General features: G+C 59.3%; 20 protein-coding genes. 9 read left to right on the top strand and 11 right to left on the bottom strand.

Annotated features, from left to right (window positions below; all coding sequences use genetic code 11):
• Positions 1-1,682: DUF6531 domain-containing protein (locus tag ACFZPT_RS18365; protein ID WP_379556253.1), on the bottom strand; the 1,682-nt coding region annotated here is incomplete at its 3' end.
• 250 nt (positions 1,683-1,932) lie between these two features.
• Positions 1,933-2,565 carry an isochorismate family cysteine hydrolase YcaC gene (gene ycaC, locus ACFZPT_RS18360; protein WP_034100941.1) on the bottom strand — a complete coding sequence of 211 codons (633 nt, stop codon included), beginning with the start codon at positions 2,563-2,565 and terminating at the stop codon, positions 1,933-1,935.
• A gap of 369 nt (positions 2,566-2,934) precedes the next feature.
• Between ycaC and ACFZPT_RS18355 the strand changes: the two genes are divergently transcribed.
• The 9 genes from ACFZPT_RS18355 (at position 2,935) to ACFZPT_RS18315 (ending at position 9,525) form a co-directional block, all read left to right on the top strand.
• Positions 2,935-3,516: a YjfI family protein gene (locus ACFZPT_RS18355; RefSeq protein WP_034115237.1), complete on the top strand. Its 582-nt coding sequence runs from the start codon at positions 2,935-2,937 to the stop codon at positions 3,514-3,516.
• A gap of 17 nt (positions 3,517-3,533) precedes the next feature.
• Positions 3,534-4,232, top strand: a complete 699-nt coding sequence (locus tag ACFZPT_RS18350) for a PspA/IM30 family protein (protein ID WP_034115232.1) — start codon at positions 3,534-3,536, stop codon at positions 4,230-4,232.
• A 55-nt stretch (positions 4,233-4,287) separates the two neighbouring features.
• The gene (locus ACFZPT_RS18345) at positions 4,288-4,848 is read left to right on the top strand and encodes a rhomboid family intramembrane serine protease (protein ID WP_034115231.1); all 561 of its coding nucleotides are present in this window, start codon (positions 4,288-4,290) and stop codon (positions 4,846-4,848) included.
• Between the two features lie 73 nt (positions 4,849-4,921).
• Complete coding sequence (locus ACFZPT_RS18340; protein WP_034115230.1) at positions 4,922-5,956, top strand: ion channel; 1,035 nt, start codon at positions 4,922-4,924, stop codon at positions 5,954-5,956.
• Entirely contained in the window at positions 5,943-6,614 is a 672-nt protein-coding gene (locus tag ACFZPT_RS18335; protein ID WP_034115229.1) for a DUF2491 family protein, read from the top strand. Before ACFZPT_RS18340 ends, ACFZPT_RS18335 begins: the two co-directional genes overlap by 14 nt.
• A 15-nt stretch (positions 6,615-6,629) precedes the next feature.
• Positions 6,630-7,058, top strand: a complete 429-nt coding sequence (locus tag ACFZPT_RS18330; protein WP_034115228.1) for a DUF350 domain-containing protein — start codon at positions 6,630-6,632, stop codon at positions 7,056-7,058.
• A gap of 18 nt (positions 7,059-7,076) precedes the next feature.
• Complete coding sequence (locus ACFZPT_RS18325; RefSeq protein WP_034115227.1) at positions 7,077-7,784, top strand: DUF1190 domain-containing protein; 708 nt, start codon at positions 7,077-7,079, stop codon at positions 7,782-7,784.
• A gap of 13 nt (positions 7,785-7,797) precedes the next feature.
• Positions 7,798-8,955, top strand: a complete 1,158-nt coding sequence (locus tag ACFZPT_RS18320) for a glutathionylspermidine synthase family protein (RefSeq protein ID WP_034115226.1) — start codon at positions 7,798-7,800, stop codon at positions 8,953-8,955.
• A gap of 333 nt (positions 8,956-9,288) precedes the next feature.
• Positions 9,289-9,525 carry a hypothetical protein gene (locus ACFZPT_RS18315; RefSeq protein ID WP_034115225.1) on the top strand — a complete coding sequence of 79 codons (237 nt, stop codon included), beginning with the start codon at positions 9,289-9,291 and terminating at the stop codon, positions 9,523-9,525.
• 300 nt (positions 9,526-9,825) lie between these two features.
• On the opposite strand, the gene ACFZPT_RS18310 is transcribed toward ACFZPT_RS18315, so the two are convergent.
• The 9 genes from ACFZPT_RS18310 to ACFZPT_RS18270 all read right to left on the bottom strand — a co-directional run bounded on the left by ACFZPT_RS18310 (position 9,826) and on the right by ACFZPT_RS18270 (position 19,254).
• Positions 9,826-10,599: a S24 family peptidase gene (locus ACFZPT_RS18310; RefSeq protein WP_034115224.1), complete on the bottom strand. Its 774-nt coding sequence runs from the start codon at positions 10,597-10,599 to the stop codon at positions 9,826-9,828.
• A 214-nt stretch (positions 10,600-10,813) separates the two neighbouring features.
• Positions 10,814-11,341 carry an inorganic diphosphatase gene (ppa, locus tag ACFZPT_RS18305; RefSeq protein ID WP_003176323.1) on the bottom strand — a complete coding sequence of 176 codons (528 nt, stop codon included), beginning with the start codon at positions 11,339-11,341 and terminating at the stop codon, positions 10,814-10,816.
• 109 nt (positions 11,342-11,450) lie between these two features.
• Complete coding sequence (locus tag ACFZPT_RS18300; protein WP_034115223.1) at positions 11,451-12,266, bottom strand: zinc-dependent peptidase; 816 nt, start codon at positions 12,264-12,266, stop codon at positions 11,451-11,453.
• 6 nt (positions 12,267-12,272) lie between these two features.
• Positions 12,273-12,929 (bottom strand): DedA family protein, encoded by a 657-nt coding sequence (locus ACFZPT_RS18295; RefSeq protein WP_034100938.1) that lies wholly within the window; start codon positions 12,927-12,929, stop codon positions 12,273-12,275.
• Between the two features lie 386 nt (positions 12,930-13,315).
• On the bottom strand, positions 13,316-13,774 hold the full coding sequence (locus ACFZPT_RS18290) for an N-acetyltransferase (RefSeq protein ID WP_034115222.1): 459 nt from the start codon (positions 13,772-13,774) through the stop codon (positions 13,316-13,318).
• A gap of 89 nt (positions 13,775-13,863) precedes the next feature.
• Positions 13,864-14,700, bottom strand: a complete 837-nt coding sequence (gene eutC / locus ACFZPT_RS18285; RefSeq protein ID WP_034100936.1) for an ethanolamine ammonia-lyase subunit EutC — start codon at positions 14,698-14,700, stop codon at positions 13,864-13,866.
• Positions 14,697-16,091, bottom strand: a complete 1,395-nt coding sequence (locus ACFZPT_RS18280) for an ethanolamine ammonia-lyase subunit EutB (RefSeq protein ID WP_034100935.1) — start codon at positions 16,089-16,091, stop codon at positions 14,697-14,699. The genes eutC and ACFZPT_RS18280 overlap by 4 nt, the downstream gene beginning before the upstream one ends.
• Positions 16,092-16,153: 62 nt before the next feature.
• Entirely contained in the window at positions 16,154-17,587 is a 1,434-nt protein-coding gene (eat, locus tag ACFZPT_RS18275; protein ID WP_034100934.1) for an ethanolamine permease, read from the bottom strand.
• A gap of 146 nt (positions 17,588-17,733) precedes the next feature.
• Positions 17,734-19,254, bottom strand: a complete 1,521-nt coding sequence (locus ACFZPT_RS18270; RefSeq protein ID WP_034115221.1) for an aldehyde dehydrogenase family protein — start codon at positions 19,252-19,254, stop codon at positions 17,734-17,736.
• Between the last annotated feature and the right edge of the window lie 266 nt (positions 19,255-19,520).

Raw genomic sequence — 19,520 nt, 5'->3', positions numbered from 1 at the left:
TCCACCGCGACAATGCGCCCAGCCCCATAGCGCAGAAACAACGAGCGACCCACCCCGTTATCCACCCGCTCGATACGCCCGAGTACATCGCGGAAAATTCGCAGGCGGTTGTCATACGCATCGCTGATCGCCGTCAGCACACCGTCGCGAAAGTGGTAGAACCGCGATGCCTGGGCCAGCACCAGCTCATCCGGCGAAGCGCCCAGATAGATCGCCGCTTCGGCCAGGCTATTGGTGATTGCCGGTCGCGCAACGGTGGGCATTGGAAACGAGATAGAGCGGTTTTCATGGTCGTTCCAGACCACCGAATCGCCTGAAACCACCAGCCGTTGCGCCAGCCCATGGCTCCAGCCAAACCCCAGTCCTACATCGACTTCCACCGCACTGGTGCGATACAGGCGCGTCCACTCGAACGGCAAAAGCCCATCCAGAACACCATCAGTCAGGGTCAGCAATTCCTCGCCGGTGACCATCGACACGGGGCAGCCGTTAGTGACGGTTTTATCCGCAGAAGCCGCCGCATCGCCGTTCGGGTTTTTCCCCGAAACGGGCACATCATCCACAGGCTCTTTTTGCTTCAGCACCGCGTTCTGCCGCGCCCGCCAGCGCATCTGCAGCGTGCCTTGCTTCACTCTGCCGACCACACCGCGAACCGCCACCGCCTTGTAGCGATCCACCGCCTGCATGAACCTCGTCAGAATCGCCAGCACGCTCTGAACAAAACCAACAGCCGCTTTAACAATCTGTGCGCCATACCTGGCCAACCGCAGGCTCAAATACGCCACAGCTGCCGCCGGCAATGCGATGGTCAGCACCGCGCCAATCACCAGGTCAATCAGCAGCGACACCACAAACTCAGCGGCCACTTGCGCAATCTCACTGGGCGGCAATGCGTCCAACCAAATCATCGCCGTGCGCACCAGCAGGAACAGCGCCGCCTCATCACTGGCGAGCAACATTGCCTGTTCCATGACCTTGGGCGCATCGGTGGCAACTTGTGCCAGCTTGGCCGCTTCGGCTCCCAGCTGTTCGACGTACTTCAACGGGTTTTCAAGAATCGCCTGCACCAGCTTGATGCTGTCCCACACGTCCCGGATCGCGGCCCAACTGCCCGCCAGCACGCCGCTGCCAATCGCACTGGCCGTGGACTGCTGCCAATGCGGCTTGAAGCCTTGCCACTGTTCGCGAAGCCACCGCTCCAGGTCCGCCATCAGCCCGGCGTAGGAGGCGAACAACGCGTCAACCTGCTCCTGGGAAACGCCACCCTGTACCCGCACCTGATAGCGCCCGCCAGCGGCGCAGTGGTGTGAGCCCCTGCCGTGCTCATCCAACATGACCCGCGTGGAACTGCCGTCATCCAGCCCGATCACCTCGACCGGAATGTCGCCAATCGGCACGTCATACACTGAGTCGAATTTGCTCTCTATCTTCAGCTCGCCGCCCAACTGGCACACGGCAACACTGCCGATGAAGTTCGGGTCGCTCATGCTCACGGTTGTCTGCGAGTCACCGACGTGCAACACCCGATCCATCTCCAGCAACGACGGCATATCTGCCGCATGGCTCACCGAATCCAGCGCCCGCGAATACCAGGCGCCCATCTGCTGGCGATAAGTCACCAGGCTCTGATGAAAGCCATCCAGCTCATGTTCGATAGAGGCAATGTGGGAAGCGTGGGTCATCCGTGACGTCTCGGCAGAGGGCAAGGCGTCGGAGTCTGCCGCAGTAAAAAGCGGCTGGATGAACGGTGGGGAAAATCAGAAAGGGCTTATGAAGGTCGCGCAATAGTCAGCCCCAATCACAGTTGGGGGCTACTTCAAATGGCGATTATGCTGATTGAAGAGCAGTGCGCTGTGGTTCTCAAAGTTGGAAGCTCGGTTGAATAACGAAAGCCTGCTTTTCAGGGCAGGCTTATCGCACGGTAAGGCTGGCTTACTTCTGATGCGCCGTCAGCGCCGCATACCCATTCATCAAGTTGCGATAGTTCGGGATACGCTGAGACAGTAGATTGCCCAGCCCTTCGATATCGTTACGCCAGTCGCGATGCAGCTCACAAGCCACCGAGAACCAGTTCATCAACTGTGCACCGGCTTGTGTCATCCGGCTCCACGCCGCTTGCTGCACCGTGGTGTTGAACGTGCCGGATGCATCGGTTACCACAAACACCTCAAACCCTTCCGCCAGCGCCGACAAGGTCGGGAACGCTACGCAGACATCCGTGACTACACCGGCAATGATGATCTGCTTGCGGCCGGTGGCTTTGATCGCTTTGACGAAGTCTTCGTTGTCCCACGCATTGATCTGGCCAGGGCGGGCGATGTACGGCGCGTCCGGGAACATCTCTTTCAGCTCCGGCACCAGCGGGCCGTTGGGGCCTTGTTCGAAACTGGTGGTAAGGATGGTCGGCAGGTTGAAGAACTTCGCCAGGTCGGCCAGGGCCAGTACGTTGTTCTTGAACTCGTTGGGCGAGAAGTCCTGAACCAGAGAGATCAGGCCGGTCTGGTGGTCGACCAGCAGTACGATGGCGTCGTCTTTGTTGAGGCGGTTGTAGGTTGCAGTGCTCATGGTTGAATCCTTTTTGTTTAAGTGGGTTAGGGCGTTGCGTTCAACATGGGCACAGATTAATGGGTGGTGACGGCATGATAAATCGTCTGATATGGGTAATACCGTCAACTCAAAGGTGACAATTTCGGTCATTTAGCAGCAGCGACCTTTAGTGTCAGTGAAAGAAGTACGACAAAAAATCTCACGCGTGAGCTATTGAGCCTGCTGAAAATTGCCTGTAGATTTTCTCACGCGTGAGTTTTTCACAGCGAGGTCAGCACCATGAAAAGCAGCTCTCCATCGAGCCCGTCCCCAGGGGCCGATACCGATTCAACCCGTCTTCAAGGAGAGCGCTTGAAACCGTCGGTCAAAAAGCCATCGAGCTTCTACATGAAGCAGATGCGCGCAGGCCTGGCGGCCGCCGGCTATGTGAAACACGAGACTTGGGTGCTTCCCGAAAATCGAAGCCTGCTCAAGCAAATGGAGAAACAGCTTCGCCAGCCGATTCTGGCTGGTTCATTCATGTCGGAGAATTTCATGAGCGCAGGTACCAACTGGAATATCGATCGCCTCTTCACCGCTCTTCAGGCCCTGGACGAGGTGGTGTCCAAGGACATTACGCTGTCTCTGGTCCAAGGCTCCGAGTCCAGCATCAAGCTGGAAATGAACGACTTCGGTGGCTTGCCGATTTACATCGCGGTGGTGGGCGAGCAGATCATCGTCGATACCGTGCTGGTCGATGCCGAGTCCATCAACGATGTCGCAACCTTCAATGACGCGGTGTTGCGCAGCCGGGAGATGTTCCCGCTGTCCTCGATCGGTATCGAGACCATGCCGAACGGGCAAGTGGTCTACAACATGTTCGGCGCATTGAGCTCCGACTCCAGCCTGACCAATATCGTGACCGAGGTGAAAACCCTGGTCGACAACGTGCAGCGCGCCAGCGAAGCCTTCGAACGTTTCTTCAATTAAGTACTCGGGAGTATCCAATGACTCAGTCCATCTGGAGCAAATTGTTCACCGCGCTGCGTGGCGGTGCCAACGAAGTCGGCGAATCGATCGTCGACCAACAGGCCCTGCGCATCCTCGATCAGGAAATTCGCGATGCCGACACCGCGCTGGCCAACGCCAAGCGTGAGCTGGTCAGCATCATGGCCAAGCACAAATTGGCGACTGATCGCGTCAACGAGTACGACGCCAAGATCAAGGACCTGGAGTCCAAGGCAGTGGCGGCCCTGCAGGCCAATCGTGAAGACCTCGCCTTGGAAGTGGCCGAAGCGATTTCGACCCTGACCAACGAGCGGGATGTCGAGAATAAGCAAGCCATTGAGTTCGGTGGCTATGCGGAAGGCATGCGCAAGGACATCACCAAGGCCGAAAGCCGGATCAAAAGCCTGCGCCAGCAAGTGGATATGGCCAAGGCTCGCGACAGCGTACAGAAGGCCCAGGTCAGCGCCTCCATCGCCAGCGGCGGTGCCAACGGCAAGCTGGAAACCGCCGTCGGTACGCTGAATCGTTTGCAGGCCAAGCAGCAGCAACGCGCCGCTGAACTGCAAGCCCAGGATGAGCTGGCTGACGCTTCGACGGGGACCGATCTGGAGCGCAAGCTGCGCGACGCCGGCATCACGCCGGATGAAGGCAGCGCCAATGCGATTCTGGAGCGCCTGAAGCAAAAGTCGGCGGAGTAAGCAACGTCGCCGCTGGGAGGGCAGTGTCTGCCCTCCCTTTTTTATCGAGGTCAGGATGGATGCCCTGAAGGGTTTCAAGACAATCGCAGGCTTGGCCTTCTTGATGGTCGCGCTGCAACTGCTCAATGTGGCGACCGGTTACAGCCTTATGGCGTTTGGCCTGATCCCGAGAACGCTGCAGGGGCTGCCCGGCATTCTCACGTCACCGTTTCTGCACGGCTCGTTCGCCCACCTGAGCGCCAACCTGATTGCCTTTGTGATGCTGGGCAGCCTGGTGATGATCGAAGGGCTCAATCGGTTTGTGACCGTCAGCGCGATCATCATTGTGCTGGGTGGCTTGCTGGTCTGGCTGTTCGGTTTTGCCGGCATACACGTGGGCGCCAGCGGCTGGGTCTTCGGGCTATGGGCCTACCTGTTGTCTCGCGCCTGGTTCCACAGGAGTTGGGGCAACCTGATAACGGCCGCTGTCGTCGCGGCACTGTATGGCGGCTTGATCCTTGGCTTCCTGCCTCGCCAGGGTGTTTCCTTCGAAGGGCATCTGTTTGGCGCATTCGCCGGATTTATTGCAGCCAAGGTACTTCTCTCCAAACCACGCAGCAGGTTTAATGCCGGCTGAGCGCGCTTGAGCATCCCGATGTCGAGGCGACAACGTCATCAGGTAATCAAGTACCCAAGGAGCCAGGGACAACGTGTCGATTTTTCTTCTGTTGCGCAGGTACGCTTCCTCGCTCTTTCACCGCTTCGGTTGGGCGGGGCTGGTGATCGCCCTGGGGATACACCTGATCACCGCCTACCTGGGCCTGGTGTACCTGGGCGAACAGCACCTCACCGCTCCCGCCACATTTATTTACTTCTACCTCACCACCACGCTGACGGTCGGCTATGGCGATCTTGCGCCGCAGACCTCGGCGGGGCGCGTGTTCGTGGCTGCCTGGGTGATGCTCGGGGGCATTGCGCTGCTGACGGCAGCCATCGGCAAAACCACCAGCACTGTCATCGATGCATGGAGAAAAGGCATGAAGGGCAAAGGCGATTTCACCGGTAAGGTCGGTCATACCGTGCTCATTGGCTGGGAGGGCGCGTCCAGTGAGCGAGTCATTGAGTTGTTGCTCCAGGACGAGACCTCGAACGACAACCTGATCGTCATTTGCGATTGCACCCTCGAAGAAAACCCAATGCCGGGCAAGGCGGCGTTCATCCGTGGCGAAAGCCTGTCTTCCACAGCGTTATTGCTGCGTGCCGGCGTGCCCGGTGCCGAGCGTGTGCTGGTGCGCACTCCGTCTGATGATCTGACGCTGGCCACCGTGCTGGCGGTGAATCAACTGAGCCCGGTCGGTCATGTGGTGGCCCACTTCAATGAAAGCGAAATTGCCGCCCTGGCCAGCTCCTACGCCCCGAGCCTGGAATGCACATCAAGCATGGCTATCGAAATGCTGGTGCGCGCGTCCCAGGATCCGGGCTCGTCGGTGGTCATCAATGAGCTGTTGTGCGTGGGCCAGGGTGCCACCCAATACTTGATGAAATTGCCCGAGGCCTTTGAGGCCAAGTTCGGCGACCTGTACACCCAAATGAAAGAACGCCATAACGCCACTCTCATCGGCTATCGCGCCATAGGTGCCCCGCAACCCTCGATCAACCCGCCCAGCAACACGCGCGTTGCAGGTGGCGAACTCTTCTACATCGCCTCCACCCGCCTCAAGGAAATCTCCAATGGGATGGTTTAAACAGTTGATGGGGCTTGAGGCCCCGCACGCCAATACACAATCGAAAGGGCCTGGCCAAGCCGTGCCGACCACCGGGCCGCTGGGCCTGGCGCCGGGCAAAGGCGTGATATTCGACACGAGCCTGAAATTGCTGCTCGACGGCAAAACCACGGTGATCATCCCCGGCACCCAGGAAATCTGGAGCAACGGCACCGTTGACCTCGGGCTGTCGACCTGGCTTTCGCGCTATTACATGAACGACGAAGATTACTGGCTGCAGGTGCACACCACGGGCGATATCACCGGGCAGGTCGAGTCGGTGATCCTGTTCAACTACCTGAGTTACGTCACCCTCAGCAGCGAGGCCGAACTGCGCCGCCTGGCGGGGCCGCAGAGTCTGATCGGTTTGCCGACCTACACCCACAACGGCGTCGAATACGCGCGTGTATGGGGCAGCGAGGAAGGTCAGACAGAATTGGTGGCCATGAGTGAGCAGGTGATCAACCCCGAAGACGCCTACAGCGTTGAGCACCGTTCGATGCTATACGCACGGGATACAGGCCTGACCGATCGACGTGAGTTCCTGCTGTTTTCCGTCGAGGAAGACGCTGAAGGCACCGTCAGCCTGAGCACATCGCTGGGCATTTCGCTGTACACAACCGACTTGAAAGCGCTCTAAAAAAGGAAGAAACACATGCTAGAAGCTCTCTCCATTTCATTGAACAAAACCGCTGTGCTCGGGTTTGTGACCTACATACTGGGCGCTGCCGTACTGTTCGCACTGTTCCAGTTCATCTACACCCGCATCACCCCGCACAAAGAATTCGAACTGATCCGTGCAGGCAATGTTTCCGCAGCCGTTGCCCTGGGCGGTGCCATCGTCGGGTTCGCCATTCCGGCCAGCAATGTGATTGCCTACTCGATCAGCATTCTCGACTTCGTCGTCTGGGCAGTGATCGCGGCCGTCGTCCAACTGTTGGCGTTTCTGCTGACCAGCCTGGTGCTCAAAGGCACGTCCGAGCGCATCAGGAAGGGCGAGCTCGCGGCAGGCATCTACGTGGCCGCCGTGGCTATCAGCGTCGGCATGTTGAATGCCGCCTGCATGACGCCCACCCAGAACTGATTGCGCACGGAGCTCCCGATGAAACGAAGCAAGTACGTCCAGCTTTCGCTGGCAGCGTCGGTCGCCATGGCGATTTCCGGCTGCGGGCCGACGGAAAAAACCTACGATCTGCAGAAAAAGTACAACTTCCAGTCCGTTCAGCAATGCGCCGATGAAAAGCTTCCGGTGGACGTCTGCTCGGACGCCTACATGACCGCCATGGCCGAGCATCGCCGCATCGCCCCGGTGTACGCCAGCCAGGCCGACTGCGATGCCGACTTTGTCGCCGGCTGGTGCCAACTGGACTCCAACGGCCAGTTCATTCCCAAGCTGGGCGGTTTCGAGCTGACCGCCGAAGGCCAGGTGACACAATCCCAGGTCGACGCTGCCAACGCTCAGGCGGGCAACGCTCAGGCAAGCGGCGGCTCCGGCTTCTCCACCAGCAGCCTGCTGACCGGTCTGCTGATCGGCAACATGCTGAGCAGCAATCGCAACAGCTACCGCTCTGAGCCCGTGTATCGCTATCGCGATGATCGCGGCGACTACGCCAACTCGACGCTCAATCAGCGCGCCTCCAATGGCGCCACGTTCGGCCGCTCGAACCAGGCCCGGTATGGCAGCAGCAATTACACCAACACGCTGCGCTCCTCCGGCACGTCGGGCTCCGTGGCGTCGGCCACCTCCCGTGGCGGTTTCGGCAGCAAGGCCAGCGCACGCAGCGGCTGGGGCGGCGGGTCGAGCAGTTAAGGAAATCCCGGGCATGAAGAAGATCCATTGCGCAGAGCGTCATGACTGGAAACAGACGGCCGACAGCCTCGGCTTTCTGTTCCACACCATCGACAACGAACCCTATTGGGACGAGAGCGCGTACTACCAGTTCACGCTCAAGCAAATCGAGCAAGACCTGGAAGACCCGACCACCGAGATCCATGACATGTGCATGGACCTCGTGGCACGCGTCGTCCAGAGCGAGGAACTGCTCGAACGCCTGAGCATCCCCGCGCCTTTCTTCGACATGATCAGAACGTCATGGCTGGAAGGTCATCCGCACCTGTATGGGCGCATGGATTTCTCCTACAACGGCACCGGCCCCGCCAAGCTGCTGGAGCTCAACTACGACACACCGACCAGCCTTTACGAGGCTGCGGCGTTTCAGTGGGGCTGGCTGGAGCAATGCATCGAGCGCGGCCTGCTGCCCAAGCATGCCGACCAGTTCAACAGCATCGACACCAAACTGCACCAGGCTTTCGCGCAGTTGCAGGTCAACCAGCCGTTCTACTTCGCCTCGATGAAAGACTCGGTCGAAGACAAAGGCACCACCGACTACCTGCGCCTGGTCGCGGAAAAAGTCGGCATCGAATCACGCCACATCGACATCGAAGACATCGGCCTGACCCCCGAAGGCCGCTTCGTCGACCTCCAGGACCGTTGGATTCCCCACCTGTTCAAACTGCACGCCTGGGAATTCATCTTCCACGAACCCTTCGGCGCCGCGATTGCCGAGAGTGATACCCAGTTTTTCGAGCCTGCGTGGAAATCCATCATTTCCAATAAAGGCATCCTGCCGCTGTTGTGGGAATTCAACAAGGGCCACCCGAATCTGCTCGCCGCCCATCTGGATACCGAACCGGGTAAAGCGGTGCCGAAGGGATGGGTGCGCAAGCCGTTTTTCTCGCGGGAAGGCGCCAACATTGAGCTGCAAACTGCAGATGGGCTGGTTGTGAAGGAGGACGGGCCCTACACGGATGCGCCGTTTATCCTGCAGGAATTTGCGCCGTTGCCGCGGTTTGGGGACAGCTATACGTTGATTGGGTCCTGGGTGATCGGGGACCAGGCGGCGGGGATTGGGGTGCGGGAGGATAATAGTTTGATTACCAAGGATTCGAGCCGGTTTTTGCCGCATTTGATATTGGATTGAGGCTGGCGCTTAAAGGGCCAGCAGGGCTGATCCTTTTCATTTGCAGGACGTTTCCGAGAGAATCCCAACCGCATTGCGCCAGCGAAATTCAGTGACTAGGCTGCGGTCCGTCACTGCCTATTCAGTGATCGGGTTTAGTCGCCCGGATTCGATTGGCGCATAAGCAACTCATGAGTCAGGCCCCCCTTCGCCTGCATCTTATGGTGGCTGTGCGCAGGGCACCTCCGGGTGCGCCGGGTTTCCAATCGACCGGTCGACTAACCTGCGTACAGCTGCCGCCTTTTGTTTAGTCGCGAGAAGTGGCAGCTCCAAATTATCGATTGGAGGTTTGCTATGGATAACGTTGTTTCGAATTCGCTCTCATCGCCTGCGACCAACCCTTTTACTGTCAATGAAGAGCTGAGCTTTGAAGATGCCTGGGTGCGCGTGGCTGAGTTGTTGCAGTATGCGGTGGTGACTTCGCAATTGTTTGGGGAACCGGTGGCTGCACCGCAGAGGGCGGTGATGCATCTGGTGGAGATGGCGAAGGTGGTGGCGGATCGGGCTGTGGAGTGTATGCGGCCCGCATAAGGCGACTGAGAGAAGGGCAGGGTATAGCAGCCCGCTTTTGATTACTCAATTGTCCAACCGCTGTTGGACAATTGAGTTGGGATACTTATCAGGCATTAAAAAGCCGGCTTGTGGCCGGCTTCTCGGGGACTGCTTCAATTTGTTTTTGACAAACCTTACCAGCCTTCAAATCGCTCAGCCCACATGGCGTCGGGCTGAATAGTAGGGGCATCCGCGGGAACTCCTCCGCTTCGCCGAGCAGGGTGGGTAGCCTTGGGCCACCCCCTGCCAAATGTGCGGCGGATGATACCCACATTCCTCTCAGTTGCCCACCTCCGTGTCCGATTTAGAGCCTTCCCAGCCTAATAGATGCTCATCTAGCGGTACCGGAGGGCGGCGGTTGTTGAGGGTGGACCACCAAAACACCCAGCCTACAATCTCGAAGTTCTGTTCGAAGCGTTCCTCGTGGGTGAGGTATTCATCCGGGTGTTCGCTGCCGTTGTGACTGCGCATGCGCAAACCGCCGCCAGGCCGGTTGTAGAGGTATTTAATGCGCAGCATGCCGTCGTGTTCGACGGCGTAGATTTCGCCGTCAATGATTTGGGTGCGGCCTTTGTCGATGGCGAGGCTGGCGCCTTGCTGGATGATGTCGATCATGCTGTTGTCGACCATATAGGCGCCCAGCGCGCGGTCGGGATTGATGTTGAGGGTTTTGAGAGCGTGCACAGAGATGCGAATACGTTCGGTTGAAGTGAAGGTGGGGTGGAGGGGGATCTCCACATCCAGTTTTTCCGGCGGGCAGGCGGGGCCTGTAAGGTATTTGCCACTTTCTTCGCGGGTGGGGAGTCCTTTCCGTGTTCCGGGGCCTTCCAGCAGGAAGTTGGCCGGTGGGTGTTTGGGGCCTTCGCCGGTGCGTAGCCAACGGCTGGAGACACAGAGCAGTTCTGCGATCTCATTGAGTCGGCCCATGGGCACGCCGCGTTTGAACCAGTTGTTCACATGTTGAGGTGTGACACCGCGGTTCTTGGCGAAGTCGGAAGCGGAAAGATGAACTTCCCGCAGTAGCGCTTTTAAACGATCACCTGATTTATTCATAAACGCAGAGTTTACTGGCCGAGAAAACTAATCAAATAAACCATGCGTTGATTTGCACTTGTAGGTTTTTGCTTAGTTGTGGCCTATTTTTTCATTTTTATTGCGTGATTAAACGTTAGTTGCTGGTTGTTGAACTGTGCGTTTATTTTTTCCAAAAAAAAGCCCCGAATGAACGGGGCTTTTTTTGATGGCCTCAGACAATGAGGATTCGGTATCAGCCTTTGTAGGCAGCCACCGACTTCATGATCTCGGCACGGGCGGCGTCTGCGTTGCCCCAACCGTCGATCTTCACCCATTTGCCTTTTTCGAGGTCTTTGTAGTTCTCGAAGAAGTGTTTGATCTGTTCCAGCAGCAGTGGCGGCAGATCGGTGTATTCCTTCACGTCCACGTACAGCTGGGACAGTTTGTCGTGAGGCACTGCGATGACTTTGGCATCGCCGCCACCGTCGTCGGTCATGTTCAGGATGCCGACTGGGCGTGCGCGGATAACCGAGCCAGGGGTAACCGGGTAAGGGGTTACGACCAGTACGTCGAGGGGGTCACCGTCATCAGCCAGGGTGTTGGGGATAAAACCGTAGTTGGCCGGGTAGAACATCGGGGTGGCCATGAAACGGTCAACGAACAGGCAGTCGCTGTCTTTGTCGATTTCGTATTTGATCGGCGCGTGGTTGGCCGGAATCTCGATGGCGACGTAGATGTCGTTCGGCAGGTCTTTGCCAGCCGGAATCTTGCTGTAGCTCATTGGGCGTTGCCCCCGTTAGTTGGCCAAGAAACTTGGCCGGATTGGCCTAAAAGTGGCCGCGATTATAGGCACATTCTGACGCCGATGCCATGCGCCAGACGTCGTACGGTCATTCGCCTTGTGGCTGATAGCGCGGGTCAGCGGCTTGCAGTTGGGTGAGGCGTGCCAGGGGATCCTGGCGATAGAAGCGGCTGAGTTGGGCGTATACCTGGGGATAACTGTCGACCAGCAAATCCGGGGCGCTGAAGAAATATTCGCTGGTAACGGCAAAGAACTCCGCCGGGTTTTCCGCCGCGTACGGGTCTATCTGCGTTTCGGCATCGGGGTGGGCATCCAACTGGCGATTGAGGTCATCAAACGCGCTTTGCATCACGCTGGCCCACTCCTGCACGCGCATGTCGCTGTGCAGCGGCGGCAGGCCGTTGGCGTCGCCGTTGAGCATGTCGAGCTTGTGCGCCAGTTCGTGGATCACCAGGTTGTAGCCTTCCCATTGGCCGCTGGCTAGCACGCCGGGCCAGGCGAGGATCACCGGGCCTTGTTGCCAGGCTTCGCCGCTGTGCTCGCCATCCCACTCGTGCTCGACGCCGCTGGCGTCGCGATGGCGCTGCGGGCTGAGGAAGTCGTCGGGGTACAGCACGATTTCGTGGAAGCCTTGATACCAATCGAGGTCGCCAAGGTTCATCAGCGGCAGTTGCGCCTGGGCGGCGAGCAGCAGGCGTTGTTCCTGATGCAAGTCGACGCCGGGCAGGGCGGTGAGGTGTTTTTCGGCGAGGAACACCACGCAGGCTTCACGCAGCCACTGGTCCTGCTCGGCGCTGATGCCGTCGAGGAAGGTCAGGTGATGGCGCACCCGCTGCCACGTTTCGTCGGCAATCGGGTGCTTGGCCAGCAGGCGCCGACGACGCCAGGCGCTGAGGGACCACATCGCCGGTTACTGCTGTTTGGCTTCGGAGCTGGTGCGGCCAAAGCGGCTGCGAAACACGCCGATGATCATCGGCACCAAGGACAGCAGAATGATGAACACCACCAGCAGCGACAGGTTTTTCTTGATAAACGGCACGTTGCCGAAGAAGTACCCCAGAGTCACCAGGCCGCCGACCCACAGCACGGTACCCAGCACGCTGAAGCCGAAAAAGCGGGCGTACGGCATTTTGGCGATGCCGGCGACGAACGGCGCAAAGGTACGCAGGATCGGCAGGAAGCGCGCCAGAGTCACGGTTTTGCCGCCGTGCTTGTCATAGAAATCGTGGGTTTTTTGCAAGTAGTCGCGGCGGAAGATCTTCGAATTCGGGTTGCTGAACAAACGCTCGCCGGCGGTTCGCCCGATCACATAGTTGGTGCTGTCGCCAAGGATCGCCGCCAGCATCAACAGGCCGGCCAACAACACTGGGTCCATACCGCCGCCGGCCGCCACCGCACCGGCAATAAACAGCAGCGAATCGCCCGGCAGGAAGGGCATGACCACCAGGCCGGTCTCGCAAAAGATCACCAGAAACAGAATGGCGTAGATCCACGGACCGTAATTGGTGACCAGCAGATCGAGGTAAACATCGAGATGCAGGATAAGGTCGAGCGGGTTGAAATCCATGGATGGCACCTGTGTGAACGGCCCGACTCAGCAGGCCTGTGCGGAAGCTCGGGTAAGTAAGGCTACAAGTGTATGCCGCGATTCTTACAACCCTGAAAGGTGCGCATTATACGGATCGGGAGGTGAAAAGCGTGTGGCTTTTGTAGCGGGGGATGTCGTGGAACCCGGTCTGCAGATTGCCACCAATTCAGCGTGTTCGCGAAAGTGGTGGGGCAGTCAGACCGTCATCGGGGGCAAGCCCCCTCCCACATTGGAGTAGTGTCAAGGCACCTGGCTCGGAGCGTTTCCCTGCATTTACACCCGCAGAACCGGTCGCAAAACCGCCATGACAATAAGATCAATGTGGGAGAGGGCTTGCCCTCGATAACGGTGTGTCTATCCGGGCATCAGTCTTCGCTGATCGGCAACGTGTAGTTCTTGAATTCGGTGTCCTCGCGAAAACCCATCGACTCGTAGGTTTTTTGCGCCACCTGGTTATCACTGCTGGTGGACACCCGCAGCCGCACCGCGTGGGTCTCCTTGGCCATTTTCTTGGCCATGCGCATCAGGTTGTCCGCCACCAATTGGCGACGTGCGTCTTCGGCCACATAAATATCATTGAGGATCCACACCCGCTTGAGCGACAGCGACGAAAAGCTCGGGTACAGCTGGCAAAACCCAAGCAGCTTGTTGTCGTCGTCATCGGCCAGGGCCAGGTAGATCACCGACTCCTTGCGCCGCAGGCGTTTTTCCAGGAAGGCCCGGGACGAGTCCGGGTAGGGCAGCGCCCCATAGAACTCGCGGTATTTGACGAACAAGGGGGTCAACAGGTCCAAGTGTTCCAGGGTCGCTTGAGTAATCCGCATGCCAGGCCTCAACTTCCAAATGGGGTATGACCACACAAGCGGCCGTGACCGGATGCTGCCTAATGGCGCCAAAAAGCGCAATCGTGCCGCTATTGGTCATCCGGTGAGCTGAGCAGAAAATTCCCTTTCATCAGGTCCGGATCGTCCGACTCGATCGTCTGAACCTGCGCCTCGTCCTTGAGATTGACCCCCGACAGCTGCCGTCGACACGCCTCTCGCATCAAGTAAAGCAGGCGATGCGCGGCCATGCCGTAACTCAGCCCTTCCAAACGCACGTTGGAGATGCAGTTGCGGTAGGCATCGGTGAGGCCGACCTTGGGGTTGTAGGTGAAATAAAGGCCCAGGCTGTCCGGTGAGCTGAGCCCCGGTCGTTCGCCGATCAGGATCACCACCATTTTGGCGCCGAGCAATTGCCCGATCTCGTCGGCCACGGCCACACGGCCCTGTTCCACCAGTATCACTGGCGATAACGACCAGCCCTCGGCGTGGGTTTGTTCCTCCAGGCGTGTCAGAAACGGCAACGTGTGTTTATGCACCGCCAATGCCGATAAGCCATCGGCCACCACCACTGCCAGGTCCACGCCTCCCGGATTGGCCTGGGCATGCGCGCGCAGGGCCTGGGCCGATTCATCACTCAAGCGGCGGCCCAGGTCCGGGCGTTGCAGGTAGCTGTGGCGGTCGGTGGCGGCGCTGTGCAGCAACAGGCTGTCACGCCCGCGTTCGGCCAGTTGCTGGCTCAGGCCCGCATGGTCGAACGGCAGGTGCACCGCGTCGCGCGCCTGGGCGTGGGCGAACTGGAAATCCAGTTGCGCACTGGTGGGAATGCTGGTGCCGGTGCGGCCCAGGGCAATGCGCGCCGGGGTGAGGCGGCGCAGTTCCAGCCAGGGGTTGTCGGGCAGGTCGGGTTGCACGGTAGGCTCCTTCATCCCAGTTGCGCCAAGGCTTGGCGAAAAGCCGGAGGCAGGCTGCTGCCGAAGCGCACCTTACCGTCGGCCTGCGTGAAAATGCCCATTTTCGCCAGCCACTGTTCAAATTCCGGTGCCGGTTTTAACCCCAAGGTCTGCCGGGCGTATAGCGCGTCATGGAAGGAGGTGGTCTGGTAGTTGAGCATGATGTCGTCGGAGCCGGGGATGCCCATGATGAAGTTGATCCCGGCCACGCCCAGCAGCGTCAGCAGGGTATCCATGTCGTCCTGGTCGGCTTCGGCGTGGTTGGTGTAGCAGATGTCGCAGCCCATCGGCACGCCCAATAGCTTGCCGCAGAAATGATCCTCAAGGCCGGCGCGGATGATTTGCTTGCCGTTGTACAGGTATTCCGGGCCGATAAAGCCGACCACGGTGTTAACCAGAAACGGCTTGAAATGCCGCGCCACCGCGTAAGCGCGGGTTTCGCAGGTTTGCTGGTCGACGCCAAAGTGCGCGTTGGCTGACAGGGCGCTGCCCTGGCCGGTTTCGAAATACATCAGGTTTTGTCCCAGAGTACCGCGCTTGAGGCTCAAACCCGCCTCGTAACCTTCCTGCAGCACGCTCAGGCTGATGCCGAAACTGGCGTTGGCCGCCTCGGTGCCGGCAATCGACTGAAACACCAGGTCCAGGGGCACGCCACGGTTGATGGCTTCGATAGAGGTGGTGACGTGGGTCAGCACACAGGCCTGGGTGGGGATCTCGTAGCGTTGGATGATCGCGTCGAGCATCTCCAGCATTGCGCAGATGGAGGCGATGCTGTCGGTGGCCGGGTTGATGCCGATCATGGCGTCGCCGTTGCCGTAGAGCAGGCCGTCGAGAATGCTGGCGGCGATGCCCGCCGGTTCGTCCGTGGGGTGGTTGGGTTGCAGGCGCGTCGACAAGCGCCCGCGCAGGCCCATGGTGCCGCGAAACTGGGTGACGACGCGGATCTTCTGCGCCACCAGCACCAGGTCCTGCACGCGCATGATCTTCGACACGGCGGCGGCCATTTCCGGCGTCAGACCGGGCGCCAGGGCGCGTAGGGATTGTTCGTCGGCGGCGTCGCTCAGTAGCCAGTCGCGCAGGCCGCCGACGGTCAGGTGGCTGACTGCGCTAAATGCCTGTTTGTCGTGGGTGTCGATGATCAGACGGGTCACTTCATCGCTTTCGTAGGGAATCAGCGCTTCTTCAAGGAAGTGTTTCAACGGGATATTCGCCAGCGCCATTTGCGCCGCCACCCGCTCGCCGTCGTTCTGCGCGGCCACGCCGGCCAGGAAGTCCCCGGAACGGGCGGGGCTGGCCTTGGCCATTACGTCTTTGAGGCTATCAAAGCGGTAGGTTTGTGCACCGACCGCGTGGGAAAAGCTTGCCATACAGTGTCTCCTTGACGACGCGGGCCAAATGAATGAACAGCGCCCGCGTCGAGGTTTACGGCTTAGTGCAAGGCGGCCTCTGCGGCCTGGATCGCGGCGAATTCTTCTTCGGGCGTGCCTGCTACCAAGTGATGCCGGCTGTAGAAAGCAAAGTAAGCAATTAATACTCCATAGATGATCGCCGCGCCAATCACCACCCGCGGATCCACCAGAAAGCCCGCCACCACGGCCACACAGGCCAGTACCAGCGCGACGCCGGACGTGAAAATGCCGCCGGGCGTGCGGTAAGGACGTTCCATTTTGGGGCGACGCACGCGCAGGGTGATGTGCGCAGCCATCATCAACACATAGGAAATCGTCGCACCGAACACCGCCACCAGGATCAGCAGATCGCCCTGGCCAGTGAGGGACAGGCCGAACCCGATGATGCCGGGGATCACCAGCGCCAGTACCGGCGCCTTGCTTTTGTTGGTTTGCGACAGCTTGCGCGGCAGGTAGCCGGCGCGGGAAAGCGCGAAAATCTGCCGCGAATAGGCGTAGATGATCGAGAAAAAGCTCGCGATCAGACCGGCAAGGCCGACCAGATTGACGAAGCTGCCCATCCAGGTCGAGCCGCCGTAGGACAACGCCAGTGCTTCCACCAACGGGTTACCCGATTTGACCAGCGCATAGGTGCCGGCGCCGCCCGGTGCGATCACCAGGATCAGCAGGGCAAAACTGGTGAGCACCACAATGGCGCCGATCAGGCCACGGGGCAGGTCGCGCTTGGGGTTCTTGGTTTCTTCAGCGGCCAGCGGTACGCCTTCCACGGCGAGGAAAAACCAGATCGCATAAGGGATTGCCGCCCACACCCCGACGTAGCCGAAGGGCAGGAAGGTGCTGGCGCCCTTGGCTTCGGTCACCGGCACATCCAGCAAGTTGGCCATGTTGAAGTGCGGCACCATAGCCACAAGGAACACGCCCAGGGCAATCGCCGCAATGGCGGTGATCACGAACATCAGCTTCAACGCTTCGCCGACGCCGAAGATATGGATGCCGATAAACAGGATGTAGAACGCCAGATAAATCATCCAGCCACCAATGCCGAACAGCGACTCGCAATAGGCGCCGATAAATACCGCGATAGCGGCCGGGGCGATTGCGTATTCGATCAGGATGGCCGTTCCGGTAAGAAACCCGCCCCAGGGCCCGAAAGCGCTGCGGGCAAAACCGTAGCCACCGCCGGCGGTGGGGATCATTGAGGACAGTTCGGCCAAGGAAAAGCACATGCATAAGTACATGGTGGCCATCAGTAAAGTTGCGAGGAACATGCCGCCCCAGCCGCCTTGGGCCAGGCCGAAGTTCCAGCCGGCATAATCGCCGGAGATCACGTAGGCAACGCCGAGGCCCACCAGCAGTACCCAGCCGGCGGCGCCTTTTTTCAGTTCGCGTTGTTGGAAGTAGTCGGTGTCGACTTTTTCGAAGTCGACAGAAGATCCAGTAGGTTCGCTAGGCATGGAAAAGTACCTTTCATTGTTATTGTTTTTAACTCGGCCTCTGTGGGCCGGATGTATTCGCAAGTACTTATAAATATCTAAATGTGGGAGGGGGCAGGCCCCCTCCCACAGTTGATGGCATTTCAAAGATGGGAGGGTGTTGTGAGTTAGAAGAAGCCCAATGGATTAATGTCGTAACTCACCAGCAAGTTCTTGGTCTGCTGGTAGTGATCCAACATCATCTTGTGAGTCTCACGGCCCACGCCGGACTTCTTGTAACCGCCGAACGCGGCGTGCGCCGGGTACAGGTGGTAGCAGTTGGTCCATACGCGGCCTGCTTTGATCGCCCGGCCCATGCGGTAGGCGCGGTTGATATCGCGGGTCCACACGCCGGCACCCAGGCCGAACTCGGTGTCGTTGGCAATTGCCAGGGCTTCGGCTTCGTCCTTGAACGTGGTGATGCTCACCACCGGGCCGAAGATTTCTTCCTGGAACACGCGCATTTCGTTGGTGCCCTTAAGCAGGGTCGGCTGGATGTAGTAACCACCGGCCATGTCGCCGCTGAGTTTCTCGACCTGGCCGCCAGCCAGCAGTTGCGCACCTTCGCCTTTGGCGATGTCCAGGTACGAGAGGATCTTGTCGAACTGCTGCTCGGACGCCTGGGCGCCGACCATGGTGTCGGTGTCCAGCGGGTCGCCGCGTTTGATCTGCTCGATCTTCTTCATCACCACTTTCATGAAATCGTCGTAGATCGACTCTTCCACCAGCGCGCGGGATGGGCAGGTGCAGACTTCGCCTTGGTTGAAGAATGCCAGCACCAAGCCTTCGGCGGCCTTTTCGATGAACGACGGTTCGGCTTTCATGATGTCGGCGAAGAAGATGTTCGGCGACTTGCCGCCCAGTTCGACGGTGGACGGGATGATGTTGGTGGCCGCCGCGTGCATGATGTGCGAGCCCACCGGGGTGGAACCGGTAAAGGCGATCTTGGCGATGCGCTTGCTGGTGGCCAGGGCTTCGCCGGCTTCTTTGCCGAACCCGTGCACCACGTTCAGCACGCCCGGTGGCAGCAGGTCGCCGATCACTTCCATCAACACGTTGATGCCCAGCGGCGTCTGCTCGGCCGGCTTGAGCACGATGCAGTTGCCGGCGGCCAGGGCCGGGGCGAGTTTCCAGGCGGCCATCAGCAGTGGGAAGTTCCACGGAATGATCTGACCGACCACGCCCAGCGGCTCATGGAAGTGATAGGACGCGGTGTGCTCATTGATCTCGGCGCTGGTGCCTTCCTGGGCGCGGATGCAGCCGGCGAAGTAACGGAAGTGGTCGGCAGCGAGGGGGATGTCGGCGTTGAGGGTTTCACGCACGGCTTTGCCGTTGTCCCAGGTCTCGGTGATGGCCAGCAGTTCGAGGTTCTGCTCGATGCGATCGGCGATTTTCAGCAGCACCAGCGAGCGGTCCTGGGCTGAGGTTTTGCCCCAGGCGTCGGCGGCGGCATGGGCGGCGTCCAGCGCTTTATCGATGTCTTTGGCAGTGGAGCGGGGGAATTCGGCGATAGGCTTGCCGTTGACCGGCGAGGTGTTGGTGAAATAGTTGCCATCGACCGGCGCAACGAACTCGCCACCGATGTAGTTGCCGTACTTGGCCTTGAACGAAACGATCGCGCCTTCAGTACCGGGGTGTGCGTAACGCATGGTGGGTATCTCCTGGCTTTTATGTTTATTGGAGTGCAGCGCTCAAGCGCTTGGTAAAGCGTAGAGCAAAGGTTGGGCCACTGCGTTGTGGGCCAGATAAATCAAGGGGTTGGGCTTTGTTGCAAAGGGTTGCTGTGACACGCGCGATACAGCGGGTGTGACAGTTTGTGCCATAAGCGGTACAGCGTATGGCCAGTGGGCCCACTCGGGATTGCATCCATCACAGGCCTGGAGGATGCTGGACGCTCTCACGCCGGGAGAATAAT

The organism is Pseudomonas sp. MD330_10 (assembly GCF_042610415.1).
GTDB lineage: Bacteria > Pseudomonadota > Gammaproteobacteria > Pseudomonadales > Pseudomonadaceae > Aquipseudomonas > Aquipseudomonas rhodesiae.
Note: the sequence above shows the minus strand (reverse complement) of the source record. Positions and strands in the feature narration are given on the sequence as shown.